Source organism: Streptomyces sp. 7-21 (assembly GCF_016741785.1).
Taxonomy (GTDB): Bacteria; Actinomycetota; Actinomycetes; order Streptomycetales; family Streptomycetaceae; genus Streptomyces.
In genome coordinates this window covers 1-14067 of sequence record NZ_JAERRL010000007.1, presented here as the reverse complement: position 1 = coordinate 14067, position 14067 = coordinate 1, and the positions used below count along the sequence as shown (strand labels likewise).

Sequence of the window (14067 nt, the reverse complement as noted above, 5' to 3'; positions counted from 1 at the left end):
CGGCACGCGCGCGGCAGCGACGCCGCACCACTGAGAGGAACCACACCGATGAGCACGACAGAGAACACCATGCCGCCAGCAGACACCTCGCCGCCGTCGGAGACCGGCCGCCCGTGGCTGCCGTCCTGGGGAGTGTCACTCCTCACCGGCTCCCGGGGGCCCGCGCTGGGGCTTGCGGCGCTGTGCGTGGTCTTCTTCATCGCAACGCCCCACTTCCTCACGCAGAACAACCTGCTCAACGTGCTGGACCAGGCCGTCGTCCTCGGCCTGCTCGCCCTGGGCATGACCGGGGTGATCATCGCGGGCGGCATCGACCTGTCAGTCGGCGCGGTGCTCGCGCTGTCATCCATGGTGCTGGGCTGGCTCAGCCACGAGGCCGGATGGCCCGTGTGGCTGAGCGCCCTCGCCGCGATACTCGTCGGCGGCGCCTGCGGCCTCGCCAACGGCCTGGGCGTCACCTACACGATGCTGCCGCCGTTCATCGCCACGCTCGCCATGATGTCCATCGCGCGCGGCCTGGCCAACGTCATCACCGACGGCCAGCAGATCGTCGGCTTCCCCGACTGGTTCAGCAACCTCACCGTCACCCGCTACCTGGGCGTCTTCACCGTCGCCACCTTCACGCTCGTCATCCTCTTCGCAGCCGGCTGGCTGTACATGCGCTACCGCGCCGGCGGCCGCTCCCTGTACGCCATCGGCGGCAGCGCGGAGGTCGCCCGGCTCGCCGGCATCGACGTCAAGCGCACCACCGTCCTCGTCTACGCCGTCACCGGCCTGCTGGCCGGCCTGGCCGGCGTCTTCATGACCATGCGGCTGGACTCCGCCCAGCCGAGCATCGGCACCGGCTACGAACTCGACACCATCGCGGCCGTCGTCATCGGCGGCGCCAGCCTCAGCGGCGGCGTCGGCTCCGTCAGCGGCACCGTCTTCGGCGTCCTGATCATCGGCGTGCTGCGCAACGGCCTCAACCTGCTCGGCGTGTCCCCGTTCGTCCAGCAGATCATCATCGGCGTCGTCATCGCCCTGGCCGTGATGCTCGACGTGCTCCGCCGCCGGACGGCCCGGTGAAAACCGACAAAGGAGTGGTTCCCATGCGCGGACGAGCCATCGTCGCAATCCTCATGGCCCTGGCCATGGCGGCGGGCCTCGGCGCCTGCGGCCGGGGCAACGACGGGTCCAGGGCCACCATCGGGCTGGCCGTAGCCAACCTCCAGGCCGACTTCTTCAACCAGATCAAGCAGTCCGTCGAAGCTGAAGCCGAGCGGCGCAACGTCGACATCATCGTCTCCGACGCCCGCGGCGACGCCGCCACCCAGGTCAACCAGATCTACGACCTGATCGCCCAGCAGGTGGACGCCATCATCTACATCCCCGCCGGCGCGACCGCCGCCAGCGTCCCCGTGAAGGCCGCCGAACGCGAGGACATCCCCGTCGTCACCGTCGACCGCAACCCGCCCGACGCACCCGGCCAGTCCTTCATCGCCAGCGACAGCGTCGCCGCCGCCGAAGAACTCGGCGACTGGGTGGTGGAACAAAGCGGCGGCCAGGGCAACCTCGCCGTCCTCCAGGGCCAGCTCGGCACCACCCCGCAGGTCGACCGCCAGACCGGCTTCGAACGGGCACTGCGCGATGCCCCCGGCATCAACGTCATCGCCCAGCAGCCCGCCGACTGGGCCCAGGACAAGGCATACGCGGTCGCCCAGGACATGCTCCAGGCCCACCGCGACATCGACATCTTCTTCGGGCAGGCCGACGCCATGGCCCTCGGCGCCGCCCAGGCCCTCCGCGGCGCCGGCGGCAAGGGCGACACCCTCATCGTCGGTTTCGACGGCGACATCGCCGGCATCGAGGCCGTCCGCAGGGGCACCATCGACGCCACCATGGTCCAGCAGACCCGTCGCATGGGCCGCATGGCCGTGCAGACCGCCCTGGACATCATCCGCGGCAAGGACGTCCCCGCCGAACAGCTGCTGCCCGCCGAACTGCTCACCTCGGACGACACCGAACAGGCCACCCGCTTCCTGGAGCACCACCCATGACCACCACCGGCCACAACCCCGGGAACGCCGAGGAGGACCGCATGGCAGCCACCGCCAGCACACCAGCGCCGGACACCCACGACGGCCTCATCGTCCGCGGCGTCTCCAAGCGCTTCGGCGCCACCCAGGCACTGGACCGGATGGACCTGGACGTGCAGCCCGGCGAAGTCGTGGCACTCCTCGGCGAGAACGGCGCCGGCAAGTCCACGGTCTCCCACATCATCGCCGGCACCTTCCCCTCCGACACCGGCAGCATGACCTGGCGCGGCCGCCCCTACGCCCCGAAGTCCTCCGGCGGCGCCATCGCCCAGGGCATCGGAATCATCCACCAGGAAATGCGGCTGCTGCCCGACCTGTCCATCGCGGAGAACGTCTTCCTCGGCCGGCTCCCCATGCGCGCCGGCCGCCTGGACCGCGCCGCGATGAACCGGCGCGCCGCCGAACAACTGCGGCGCCTCGGCCTCGACATCCCCCCCACCCGGCTGGTCCGCCACCTCAGCGTGGCCGCGCAGCAGCAGGTCGAAATCGCCAAGGCACTCACCCTCAACGCCCGCCTGCTGATCCTCGACGAGCCGACCGCCGCCCTCGGCAGCGAGGAGACCGACCACCTCTTCGCACGCATCGAAGCCCTCCGCGACGAAGGCATGTCCTTCCTCTACGTCAGCCACCGGCTGGAGGAGATCGCCCGCATCTGCGACCGCGTCGTCGTCATGCGCGACGGGCAGTGCGTCGCCACCCACCCCACCGCCCAGGTGCCGGTCTCCCGGCTCGTGGAGGACATGGTCGGCCGCAGCATCGAACGCATCTTCCCTGAAACCGGCACACCGCGGGACCGCGAGGTACTGCGGGTGACGGACCTCAGCAGCGACTCCTTCACCGGCGTGTCGTTCAGCGTCCGCGAAGGCGAGGTACTCGGCATCGCCGGCATCGTCGGCGCCGGACGCACCGAACTCGTCCGCGCCGTGGCCGGCGTAGACCCGGTGACCAGCGGAACCGTGGCCGTCGAAGGCCGCCCGCTGCGGCTGCGCGGCCCCCGCGACGCCATCAGCGCCGGCATCGTCCTCGTCCCCGAGGACCGCAAGCACCAGGGCGTCCTGCTCGACATGTCCATCGCCGACAACGTGGCACTCGCCAACCTCGACCGCGTCACCTCACGAGGCTGGCTGCGCCCGTCCACCGTCACCGCGGTCGCCAGCGACGCCATCGCCACGATGACCGTCAAAGGACGCCCGGACCAGCCGGTACGCACCCTGTCCGGCGGAAACCAGCAGAAGGTCGTCATCGGCAAATGGCTGGAACGCAGGCCCAAGGTCGTCATCCTCGACGAACCCACCCGCGGCATCGACGTCGGCGCCCGGGCCGCCATCTACGAGGTCATCGCCCAGCTCGCCCGCACCGGCACGGCCGTCGTGGTGGTCAGCTCGGACCTCGAGGAAGTGCTCGGGCTCTCCCACCGCGTCCTCGTCCTCAGCCGGGGCCAGCAGCGCGGCATCCTCACCGCGGCCGAAGCGACCGACACGGCCGTGATGCGCCTGGCGACGGCATGATGGGAGGCGTCCCCACGCCGTCGAAGCCGGAGTGAACGAGGAAACCTGATGACCACGCGTAGCCGCAGCTCTGCCGCGGTGGGCCGGCGGACAACCCGGATGGCCACCACCGACGAGCAGCTGCGCCTGATGACCCGCGTTGCCCGTCTCTACCACGAACAGGGCATGCGGCAGCCGCGGATCGCCGAGGAGCTCCACATCTCCCAGCCGCGGGTGTCCCGGCTGCTCAACCAGGCCGCGAAACTCGGCATCGTCCGCACCGTCGTCGTCCCTCCCGACGGCGTCTTCGCCGACCTGGAAGAGGAGATCGCCGCCCGCTACGGGCTGCGGGACGTCGTCGTGGTCGACGTCGAAGGCGAGGCCGAAGCCGTGATACCCGCGCTCGGCGCCGCCACCGCCGTCTACCTGGAGACCACCCTCATGGAGGGTGACCGGCTCGGTATCTCCTCCTGGAGCGCCACCCTGCTGGCCTCCGTGGAAGCCATGCGCTCCCGCCCTGGCGGCCGCTTCCTGGAAGAAGTGGTGCAGCTGGTGGGCGGCGTCGGCGACCCCCGGGTCCAGGTCCAGGCGACACGGCTGATGGGACGCCTCAGCGACATGACGGGCGCCGAGCCGGTCTTCATGTCGGCTCCCGGCCTCGTCGCCAACAGCGCCGCGCGCGAAGCCATCAGCGCCGACCCCAAGGTAGCGAGCGTCGCCGAGGCCTGGCAGCGTCTCACCACCGCGATCGTCGGCATCGGCAGCCTCGAACCCTCGCCGCTGCTGCGGCAGAGCGGCAACATCTTCTCCCTGGAGGACCAGGAGAAACTCCGCGCCCTCGGCGCCGTCGGCGACATCTGCCTGCACTTCTTCGACAAAGACGGTGCCCTGCTGGACACCGAGCTCAACGACCGCGTCATCGGCATCTCACCCGACGTCTACGCCGCCATCCCGCGCCGCATCGGCGTGGCCGGCGGATACCGCAAGCACGCGGCGATCAAAGCCGCCCTGCTGGGCAAGTGGGTGGATGTCCTCATCACCGACCTGGGAGTCGCCAGCCGGCTCGTCGAGCCGGACGGCGGCACCGACCGCGCAGCCGGTGACAGCGGCACCGGCGGCCCCTGACCCCGCACCCAACACACCACCGCAGGAGAACCACATGCCCGCCCCTTCTTTCCGACTCGACGGACGCGTCGCCCTCGTCACCGGAGCCGGCAGCGGCATCGGCCGGCGCCTGGCCACCGGACTCGCCGAGATGGGCGCCGACGTCGGCTGTCTCGACCTGCCCGGCAGCGACCTGGCCGGCACCGTCGCGGCCGTCGGGGAGACGGGGCGCAAGGCAGTCGCCCTGCCCGCCGACGTCACCCGGCCCGGCGACCTCGAACAGGCCGTCGCCCGCACCGAGTCGGACCTCGGCCCGCTGCGGCTGGCTGTCAACGCGGCGGGCATCGCCAACGCCGCCCCCGCCGAGGACATGCCGCTGCGGCAGTGGCAGTCCGTCATCGACGTCAACCTCACCGGCGTGTTCCTCTCCTGCCAGGCCGAAGGCCGCGCCATGCTCCGCAACGGCGGCGGCGCCATCGTCAACATCGCCTCCATGTCCGGCACCATCGCCAACCGCGGCCTGCAGCAGGCCTCCTACAACTCCTCCAAGGCCGGCGTGATGCACCTGACCAAGAGCCTGGCCACCGAGTGGTGCGACCGCGGCATCCGCGTCAACAGCGTCAGCCCCGGCTACACCGCCACGCCCATGAACCGGCGGCCCGAAGTAGCCGAGCAGGCCAAGCAGTTCGAGTCCGACACCCCGCTGGGCCGCATGGCGACCGTGGACGAGATGGTCGGCCCCACCGTCTTCCTCCTCAGCGACGCCGCCAGCTTCGTCACCGGCACCGACCTGATCGTCGACGGCGGTTTCGTCTGCTGGTAAGGCACCGCGGGGGCCCGGGGCGCCTCACACCCGCAGGGCCCCGGGCTGCCGGCCCCGGCGACGGACACGACGCAGGCCTCCGCGCCACGTCCGGCCCGCTGACCGCCGGGCACCATGCGAAGGGCCGCCGTGGTGCGGACGGTCTGTCAAGACGCTGCCGTGACGTCAACCCGCCTGCTGCAGGCCACTCGGCCTGTGTGCCTGCCATCCAGCTTTCCGCCGGCGCCGGGCGGAGGACATGCGGGCTGCCGCGGCGCCGGGGAAAACAGGTGAAAAAGGGTCAGAAAGATCTGACGCTTCATTACTATCTGTCCCTCTATGTCTCGAAAATGGGCAATCGAAAAAAGCCGTAAACCGGTCTTTCGCTGAGTCAGGCGGCGTTTGTGCAACACCACTTCTGAGTGGCGCCTCTAATGTTCCCGCAAGAGGGCGGACGTCATGGTTCTGTCACTGCCTTATCGCAGTTCTGCATCGAAGATCGAATTTCGTCAGGCTGGCGCGTTATCGCTCTGCGACTGTGTTAACGTCACCATGTCCAAAAGTGCAATACGGGGGTACTTTCGGTGACTTCAGCCGCTTCTACGCGAGTTGTCGACGTCGTCCAATTCATGCCTGAGCGCGTGGTGCGGAACGACGAATTCCAGGTCAGCGCGAGCGAGCTGAGTGACGACGCGTTCTTTGCCGGCGTCGATGAACGCCGCTTCGCCTCGCCCGACTACACCTCCGCCGAGCTGGGCACCCAGGCGCTGAAAAAGCTCCTGGAGCGCAACGGTATACGCGCCACGGAACTCGACCTCATCATCTGTTCCGCACAGCTTAACGACGTCTTCTCACCCGGCGTCGGAACCGCCATCCAGCACGCCGTCGGCGCCACCTCCGCAGCCGTCGTGCAGGTGGACAACGGCTGCTGCTCCTGGGTGTCCTCGATCGACATGGCCCGTGCCTACATCGACTCGGGCCGCTACCGGCGGGTCGCCGTCGTCACCGCCACCAATTTCGTCTCACGGCTGCCGGAGTTCCAGCGCTCATCCGAATCGCTGGTCCTCGGCGACGGCGCCTCGGCCACCCTGCTCGTGGCCTCCTCCGGCGAACCGACCGTCCTCTCCGTCCACGAACGGGCCTTCGGTGAGAACTGGGGAGCCCTGCGCATCGAACCCGACGCGGTGAACGGAGTGGACCTCCCCTACTGGGAGCGGGGCGCCGGCCCGCTCACCGTCAGGTTCAACAAGAAGATGCTGCTCCGGCTGTGGGAAGTAGCGATGGAACGCCTTCCCGAAGCGGTCGACCTGGCACTGAAGGAAGCCGGGCTCGGCCCCGGCGACGTCTCCTGCCTCCTCACCCACCAGCCCAACACCCGCTACATCGACGAGTGGCGCAAGCGGTGCGGCATCGAGCCAGCACGCTCCTACGACACACTGCGCCACTACGGGAACATGTTCCAGAGCAACCTGCCCGTCACGTTCGCGGAAGCCCGCGACAAGGGCGTGATCTCGACAGGAGACATCGTCACGTTCGCCACCTTCAGCCACGGCGGGGAACTGGCCTCCGCCATGGTCTGGCACTGGAACGGCTGACCCCTCACCGCACGGCGCTCCCCGCCGTCAACCCCCCCCCCACCGCAAACCCCAAGCAACAAAGGAAACACCATGGTGTCCGCACGCGTGCCCGACGAGTCCGGCCTTCCCCAGAACTACCAGCTCGACCGCTCCGACCTCACCTCACTCGACCTGGTATGGAACGAGAACACCAGCCAGGAAGACATGGTCAAGCTCATGCAGAGCAAGACCAAGGAGACATACACCCACGACGAGGTTTACGGACAGTTCTGCTCCCTGGCCGAGCACATCAACGTGCCGTACGACATCGTCTTCGAGTACTGCGCCAACGCCAGGTCGCTGGAAGAGTGGACCTACAGCATCCGCGACATGAAGCACGTCGGCGGCGGCCTGTACCGGGCAAAGGAGATGATCCAGCCCGACACGGAGATCTACATCCGCGCCGACTCCCAGAAGGGCCCCGAGCACGGCCTGGTCATATACCCCTGCGCCTGGGACCAGGGCCACGAGCTGTGGATGCGCTACTACCTCACCATCATCGACTCGGCGAAGACCCTCAACAAGCCCGGCACCATCGTGCTGTGGACCAACTGCAAGCACCCCTACTACGACAAGACCACCCCCAACGTCCCCGACTACATCGCCGAAGGCCGGGCCCGCACCGACCGCATGTGGGTCGGTGACATCTGGCCCATGTTCCACGCCGGCCACTCCATCGAGATGAGCAACCTCAAGAAGATCCTCGAACACCGCTTCGCAACGGCCTGACAGACAGCGGGGTACCAGCGACATGCGGCTCAACGACGCGCTCGCCACGGTCCTGCGTGACCTCGGCGTCCGGTACGTCTTCGGGGTCAGCGGGGCCAACATCGAGCACCTGCACGACTCCCTCCACCGCCTGGGCGACGGACGGCTCACCGCCGTCCTCACCAAGCGGGAAGACGGCGCCGCGTTCATGGCAGACGCCCGCGCACGGATCCACCGCACGCTCGGCGTCTGCTGCTCCACCTCAGGCGGCGGCATGATGAACCTCGTCGCCGGCCTGGCGGAGTCCTACGCCGAGTCCGTCCCCGTGCTGGCGATCGTCGGCCAGCCGCCGGCCGCCCTGGACGGGCGCGGCTCGTTCCAGGACTCCTCAGGCATCGGCCGGACCGTCGACGCCCACGCGCTCCTCAGCACGGTCAGCAAGACCGTCCAGCGCCTGCTCGACCCCGGCCGCTTCTGGGAACAGCTCACCGAGGCCCTCACGGCCGCCCTCAGCGGTCGGCCAGGGCCGGCCGTCCTGCTGGTACCCCGCGACTCCTTCGACGCTGACGTCGGCCCTCGGCCCGCCGACTGGCCCGCAGACCTCAGCGGTTTCACCCAGCCGGCCACGCCCGACCCCGGCGACGTCGCCACCCTCTTCCGCAGGCTCCGGCAGGCCCGCCGCCCCGTCCTGCTGTTCGGACACGGGATCAGAAGATCCGCACGCCCCGGCGCCCCGGCCCGGTTCGCGCGGCAGGCCCGCATACCCGTCGCCACCACCATGGGCGCACGCGGGGAATTCCCCCACGACGACCCGCTCTACGCCGGCACCGCCGGCGTCAGCGGAAACCCGGCCACCGCCGCCTACCTGGCCACGGAAGCCGACCTGGTCGTCGCGGTCGGCACCGGCCTGTCCAAAATGACCAGCGGCGCCTTCCCCGCATGGGACCCCGCAAAAGTCATCGCCGTCAACACCGACCCACAGGACCTCACCCGCGCGGACACCGCCAGCCTCACCGTCACCGGCGACGCCGGGCTGGTCTTCGAGCAGCTGACCGACCACCTGGCCGACGAGCCCTTCACCGCACCCGACGCCGGCCCCCTCCGGCTCGACCGCTTCGTGCCACGCCTCGCCGAACCCCTGCCCGACGACGCCGCCCCCCGGGCACACCTGACCGGCGGAACACTCCGGCAGAGCGAGGCCATCGCCATCCTGGAGCGCTACCTCCCCGCCAACGGCCACCTGCTCTACGACGCCGGCAACTGCGCCGCCGCCGCCATGCACCTGTCGGCCGTGCCCCCGGGCACAACCTCCACCATCGCCCTGGGCGCAGGCGGCATGGGCTACAGCATCGCCGCAGCCATCGGCGCACAGCTCGGCGAACCAGCCGGCACCCGCTCGGTGGTCTTCTGCGGCGACGGCGCCTTCCTCATGAGCGGCCTGGAAATCCACACCGCCGTCGAATGGGGCCTGCCCATCCTCTACGTCGTCTTCAACAACGGCATGCACGGCATGTGCGCCACCCGGCAGCAGACCTTCTTCGAATCCCGGATCACCGCCGTCGGCTACACCCCCGTCGACGCCTGCAGCGTGGCCCGCGGGATCGGCGCCCCCGACCGGCTGTGGACCGGCCGGGCCGAAACACCCGGCGAACTAGCACAAGCCCTGGACGACTACCAGAAAACCAGCCACCTCCCCGGCGTCCTCGACCTCCGCCTGGCAGCCGAAGAAGTGCCCCCCTTCCTCCCGCTCCTCCCACCAGGAGAGCCCACGGCCGCCATCCCCGCCCCCAGCGACACCTGACGGGCCCCCACCCCGTCAAGAAAAGAGACACCCGTGAGCAAGACCACCCAGGAACTGGACGCCGCCGGCATCCGCGACCCCGGCCTCCGCCAGGCATACGCCGTCACCACCGCCCTGTTCCGCGACCGCGCCCGGAAGCGCTTCTCCGGCCGCCTGATGTTCCCGCCGGCCAAGCGCCCCTACTTCGACGCCCACGTAGGCTTCGTCGTCTACCTCGACGACCTCGTGGACGACCCCACCCTCAGCACCGACGAACGCGAACGGCGCGTCACCGAACTGGAAACCGCCTTCCGCGCCGCCGAATCCGGCGAAACCGCACCACCCCCCGCCACCGGTAAAGCCCGCGACGACGCCGCACTCGCCCGCGCCTACGTCCACACCATCCGCACCTGGGACCTCTCCTTCGACTCCCTGTGGCGGATCTTCGACGGCCAGCGCAAAGCCGTGCACACCCGCGAGTACGCCACCCGCGCCGAAATCGACGAGTTCATCGACGACGTCACGCTCCCCCCGGCCGTCATGATCAACCAGATCTTCGAGCCGCTCAGTGACGAGGCCGAGGAACTCTGCCGGCAGACCATCACCTCCTTCCAGCTGCTCGACTTCCTCTGGGACCTCCACGAAGACCTCGAACTCGGCCGCATCTACCTCCCGACCGACCAACTCCGCAAGGCCGGCCTCGACCTGCCGCAACTCAGGAAACTGCTCAGCGCCGGACAGCTCACCGCACCCCTGCGCGAACTGCTGCAGACCGAGATCGACCGGGCCCGCACCCACCTCGACGCAGGCCGCGCCTGGCCCGGCACCCTGCACCCCACCTCACGCCCCTTCATGGAACTCGACATCGAGGTCCACGACCGCATGATCGCCGCACTGACCGCCAACGACTACGCCTTCTTCCGTAAACGACGCCCCGGACTCGGCTTCTCCTCCGTCGTCATGGTCCCCCGGACACTGTCCGCCATCTCCCGCGCCCGGCGCATCTACCGCCGCGCCGAACGCGACGGCTACCGCGTCCGCGCCCCGCACGCCGCCGGCATCGGCTGACCAGCCGCAAAGGAGCACAAAACCCATGGACAACACGCGGCGGGCCGCCGTCGTCGCGGGACTGGGCGCATGGGTGCCACCCACCGTGGTCACCAACGACGACCTCGCGGCCGACCCCGCACTCGACACCTCCGACGAGTGGATCAGAACCCGCACCGGCATCACCCGCCGGCACATCGCCGACCCCTCAATGAGCACCAGCCTGCTCGCCGCCGAGGCGGGCCGCCGCGCCCTGGACTCCGCCGGAACAACGGCCCCCGACATCCTGGTGCTCGCCACCAGCACCCCCGACCGGCCCTGCCCCGCAACCGCCCCCACAGTGGCCGCGCGCCTCGGCCTCGGCGACATCGGGGCCTTCGACGTCGCCGCCGTCTGCAGCGGCTTCGTCTACGCCCTGGCCACCGCCACCGGCCTGATCGGCACCGGCACCGCGAACACCGCGCTCGTCATCGGAGCGGACACCTTTTCCACCATCCTGGACCCCACCGACCGCTCCACCCGCGCCATCTTCGGCGACGGCGCCGGCGCCCTCGTCCTCCGCGCCGGCGACCCGGCGGAACCCGGCGCCCTCCACGGCTTCGACCTGGGCAGCGACGGCAGCGGCGCCGACCTCATCACCGTGCGCGGCGGCGGCTCCGAGTCAGCCGACGCCGACCCCTACTTCCGCATGGCCGGACCCCGGGTCTTCGTCCAAGCGGTACGCCGGATGAGCGGATCGGTCGCCGCGGTCACCGAACGCGTGGGCTGGACCACCAACGACATCGACCTGATCGTGCCCCACCAGGCAAACGTGCGCATCCTCGACGCCTGCGCGGAAGAACTCGGCCTGCCCCAGCACCGCATCGCCAAGAACATCGCGCAGCGCGGCAACACGGTCGCCGGATCCATACCGCTCGCCCTCGCCGACGCAGCCGCTGACGGCAGCCTCAAACCCGGCAACCGCGTCGTCCTCACCGGCTTCGGCGGCGGCCTCACCTGGGGATCAGCGGCCCTCACCTGGGCGGACATCCGCCCGCAGACGTAACCCCCCCCACACACACGGAGGAAACAACGGTGCCAACACCGCACGACCAGCTCGTGGCCATCCTGCAGAAAACCTATCCCGCGGAAACCGGCAAGATCGTCGCCGGCGCCACCTTCCAGGAAGCCGGCTTCGACTCGCTGAAAGTCGTCGAGTTTCTCCTCGTCCTCCAGCGCGAGCTGGACATCCCCCTGGCGGGCGACGAACTCACCCGCGACTCCACCCTCGCCGATGCCGTGGAGATGGTGAAATCGGCAGCAGCCAACGGCTAGGTGATCACGTGAGGCACCTGCTGTCCCTGAACGAAAACCCGATGCCGCCCCTGCCCTCAGTAGCCGAAACGATCAGGCAAGCGGCCAGCGAAGCCAACCGGTACCCCGAGTTCTACCCCAACCGCCTCAGGAAAGCCATCGCCCACTGGCAACAAGTCCCCGAAGACAGCCTCATCGTGGCCCCCGGGTCCGTCGCCGTGGCACTGCACGCCCTGCAGGCCAGCACCGGCCCCGGCCGAAGCGTGGTCTACGGATGGCGCAACTTCGACGCCTACCCGCTCCTGGCCCGCATGGCCAACGCACCCGCCAGGCCCGTACCGCTCCTCCCAGGCGGGCACCAGAACCTCGACGGCATGGCACAGGCCGCCGCCACCTCCGCCGGCGCGGTCATCGTGTGCAACCCGCACAACCCCACCGGCCAGCTGATCCCCCCCGACGACCTCGAGCGCTTCCTCACCGCCGTCCCGCGCGACACCGTGGTGCTGCTCGACGAGGCCTACATCGAATTCGCGGCACCAGACCACCGCCCCGACCACCGCGACTGGATACGCCGCTTCCCCCACCTCCTCGTGCTGCGCACCTTCTCCAAGGCATACGGACTCGCGGGCCTTCGCGTCGGCTACGGCATGGCGAACCCCCAACTCGCCGCACGCATCCGGGCATACGAGCTGCCCTTCGCCCTCACCTCCCTCGCCGCAGCAGCAGCGGAGGTATCCCTGCACGCCGAAGCGGAACTCCACGAGCGAGTCCGCCACATCGTCACCGAACGCGACCGGCTCGCACACCGCCTCCGCAACCAGGGCTGGCACGTCCTGCCCAGCCACGCCAACTTCCTCTGGCTCGACGAACCCCAGGACGCCGACCGGCTGGGCAAGCAACTGGCCCAAGAGAACATCGTGACCCGCGCCTACCCCGGCGAAGGCCTACGCCTGACAGTCGGCAACCGCGCCGCGAACGACGCGGTCCTCGACGCCCTCCGCCCCCTCAGCCGCCACCGCGCCGGGGAACAAAAACACGCAATGCATACCGGCTGACACACCCCGCACCCTGGCCCGCACGGTAATGCGGGCCAGCAGCCGCCAGGCAGCCCCGAGCCCCCACACCTCACCCAAACGGCGGACCACTCCGTGCACCAGCTCCAGACGAGTGACGACAGTGGTGGAGACCCGTCCACCGCACCACGGCGGCGCTCCGCACAACCCGGCTCTACCGAACCAGCACGCTGCCCTGGTAAATGAATGAAGCCATGAAACGACTCCCCTCCGCACTCCGCACCGCCGTCCCGATCACTGCCGCGCTGCTCGTGGCGACCACCACGCCCGCACAAGCAGACCCAGAGCCCAAAGCTCCCGAAGACTTCGTCGCCCTGGCCGACATAGACCCCACCATCCTCCACGACATCCGCTACCACACCGCCCACAACTTCGTCGGCGAACCAATCGACGGCTACAACATGCCCCTGTGCATCCTCACCAGGGACGCCGCACAAGCACTGAGCGAAGCACAAGAAACCCTCCGGCAACAGGGATACACCCTCAAGGTTTACGACTGCTACCGCCCGCAACGCGCCGTCGACCAATTCGTTGAATGGGCCGAAGACCTCGACGACCAGCGCATGCGCGACGAATTCTATCCTCGGGTCGACAAGTCACGCCTCTTCGAAGACGGCTACATCGCCGAAAACTCAGGACACAGCCGCGGCAGCACCGTCGACCTCACCCTGGTACAACTCCCCGCAGCCGAACAACGACCCTACATACCCGGCGAACCACTGACCGACTGCGCCGCCCCACAAGACGAGCGCTTCCCCGACAACTCCATAGACATGGGTACGGGCTTCGACTGCTTCGACACCCTCAGCCACACCCTGGACCCCCGCATCCAAGGAGAACAGCGAACCAACCGGCAACTGCTCAAAAAAACACTAGAAGACGTCGGCTTCGTCAACTACGACCGTGAATGGTGGCACTTCACCTACACACCCGAAGCCTACCCAGACACCTACTTCAACTTCCCCGTACACCGCCGCTCACTGACACCCTGACGGGAGCAGCCAGAACCCAGGCGCAGGCCGGAGGCCAAGCCCCAACCCCCCAACACCCGCGACCGGAGGGAGCGGGGCCCTACCGGT

At 69.2% G+C, this 14067-nt stretch carries 13 protein-coding genes; all 13 read left to right on the top strand.

Going from position 1 to position 14067, the window contains the following annotated elements:
- The first annotated feature begins 48 nt into the window (after positions 1–48).
- The 13 genes from JK356_RS10840 to JK356_RS10780 all read left to right on the top strand — a co-directional run bounded on the left by JK356_RS10840 (position 49) and on the right by JK356_RS10780 (position 13980).
- The gene (locus tag JK356_RS10840; RefSeq protein WP_201867438.1) at positions 49–1068 is read left to right on the top strand and encodes an ABC transporter permease; all 1020 of its coding nucleotides are present in this window, start codon (positions 49–51) and stop codon (positions 1066–1068) included.
- A gap of 23 nt (positions 1069–1091) precedes the next feature.
- The gene (locus JK356_RS10835) at positions 1092–2039 is read left to right on the top strand and encodes a sugar ABC transporter substrate-binding protein (protein ID WP_236671137.1); all 948 of its coding nucleotides are present in this window, start codon (positions 1092–1094) and stop codon (positions 2037–2039) included.
- Positions 2036–3586, top strand: a complete 1551-nt coding sequence (locus JK356_RS10830; RefSeq protein WP_236671136.1) for a sugar ABC transporter ATP-binding protein — start codon at positions 2036–2038, stop codon at positions 3584–3586. The genes JK356_RS10835 and JK356_RS10830 overlap by 4 nt, the downstream gene beginning before the upstream one ends.
- A 48-nt stretch (positions 3587–3634) precedes the next feature.
- Positions 3635–4690: a sugar-binding transcriptional regulator gene (locus JK356_RS10825; RefSeq protein WP_201867437.1), complete on the top strand. Its 1056-nt coding sequence runs from the start codon at positions 3635–3637 to the stop codon at positions 4688–4690.
- Between the two features lie 34 nt (positions 4691–4724).
- The gene (locus JK356_RS10820) at positions 4725–5492 is read left to right on the top strand and encodes an SDR family oxidoreductase (protein ID WP_201867436.1); all 768 of its coding nucleotides are present in this window, start codon (positions 4725–4727) and stop codon (positions 5490–5492) included.
- 608 nt (positions 5493–6100) lie between these two features.
- Complete coding sequence (locus JK356_RS10815; RefSeq protein WP_201867435.1) at positions 6101–7066, top strand: 3-oxoacyl-ACP synthase III family protein; 966 nt, start codon at positions 6101–6103, stop codon at positions 7064–7066.
- A gap of 72 nt (positions 7067–7138) precedes the next feature.
- Positions 7139–7816, top strand: coding sequence for a hypothetical protein (locus tag JK356_RS10810; RefSeq protein WP_201867434.1), 678 nt, complete (start codon positions 7139–7141; stop codon positions 7814–7816).
- A gap of 22 nt (positions 7817–7838) precedes the next feature.
- Complete coding sequence (locus JK356_RS10805) at positions 7839–9596, top strand: thiamine pyrophosphate-binding protein (protein ID WP_201867433.1); 1758 nt, start codon at positions 7839–7841, stop codon at positions 9594–9596.
- 33 nt (positions 9597–9629) lie between these two features.
- The gene (locus JK356_RS10800) at positions 9630–10643 is read left to right on the top strand and encodes a squalene/phytoene synthase family protein (protein WP_201867432.1); all 1014 of its coding nucleotides are present in this window, start codon (positions 9630–9632) and stop codon (positions 10641–10643) included.
- Positions 10644–10668: 25 nt separating this feature from the next.
- A complete protein-coding gene (locus JK356_RS10795; RefSeq protein WP_201867431.1) occupies positions 10669–11667 on the top strand; it encodes a beta-ketoacyl-ACP synthase III in 999 nt (332 codons plus the stop codon).
- 29 nt (positions 11668–11696) lie between these two features.
- On the top strand, positions 11697–11936 hold the full coding sequence (locus JK356_RS10790) for an acyl carrier protein (RefSeq protein WP_307815522.1): 240 nt from the start codon (positions 11697–11699) through the stop codon (positions 11934–11936).
- Between the two features lie 8 nt (positions 11937–11944).
- On the top strand, positions 11945–12970 hold the full coding sequence (locus JK356_RS10785; protein ID WP_201867429.1) for an aminotransferase class I/II-fold pyridoxal phosphate-dependent enzyme: 1026 nt from the start codon (positions 11945–11947) through the stop codon (positions 12968–12970).
- Between the two features lie 212 nt (positions 12971–13182).
- On the top strand, positions 13183–13980 hold the full coding sequence (locus JK356_RS10780; RefSeq protein ID WP_201867670.1) for a M15 family metallopeptidase: 798 nt from the start codon (positions 13183–13185) through the stop codon (positions 13978–13980).
- Positions 13981–14067: the final 87 nt, after the last annotated feature.

What these genes read in the sequence shown, in the direction of transcription:
- JK356_RS10840 (WP_201867438.1), top strand. Translation starts at nt 49, where the DNA reads ATGAGCACGACAGAGAACACCATGCCGCCAGCAGACACCTCGCCGCCG.
- JK356_RS10835 (WP_236671137.1), top strand. Translation starts at nt 1,092, where the DNA reads ATGCGCGGACGAGCCATCGTCGCAATCCTCATGGCCCTGGCCATGGCG.
- JK356_RS10830 (WP_236671136.1), top strand. Translation starts at nt 2,036, where the DNA reads ATGACCACCACCGGCCACAACCCCGGGAACGCCGAGGAGGACCGCATG.
- JK356_RS10825 (WP_201867437.1), top strand. Translation starts at nt 3,635, where the DNA reads ATGACCACGCGTAGCCGCAGCTCTGCCGCGGTGGGCCGGCGGACAACC.
- JK356_RS10820 (WP_201867436.1), top strand. Translation starts at nt 4,725, where the DNA reads ATGCCCGCCCCTTCTTTCCGACTCGACGGACGCGTCGCCCTCGTCACC.
- JK356_RS10815 (WP_201867435.1), top strand. Translation starts at nt 6,101, where the DNA reads ATGCCTGAGCGCGTGGTGCGGAACGACGAATTCCAGGTCAGCGCGAGC.
- JK356_RS10810 (WP_201867434.1), top strand. Translation starts at nt 7,139, where the DNA reads ATGGTGTCCGCACGCGTGCCCGACGAGTCCGGCCTTCCCCAGAACTAC.
- JK356_RS10805 (WP_201867433.1), top strand. Translation starts at nt 7,839, where the DNA reads ATGCGGCTCAACGACGCGCTCGCCACGGTCCTGCGTGACCTCGGCGTC.
- JK356_RS10795 (WP_201867431.1), top strand. Translation starts at nt 10,669, where the DNA reads ATGGACAACACGCGGCGGGCCGCCGTCGTCGCGGGACTGGGCGCATGG.
- JK356_RS10780 (WP_201867670.1), top strand. Translation starts at nt 13,183, where the DNA reads ATGAAACGACTCCCCTCCGCACTCCGCACCGCCGTCCCGATCACTGCC.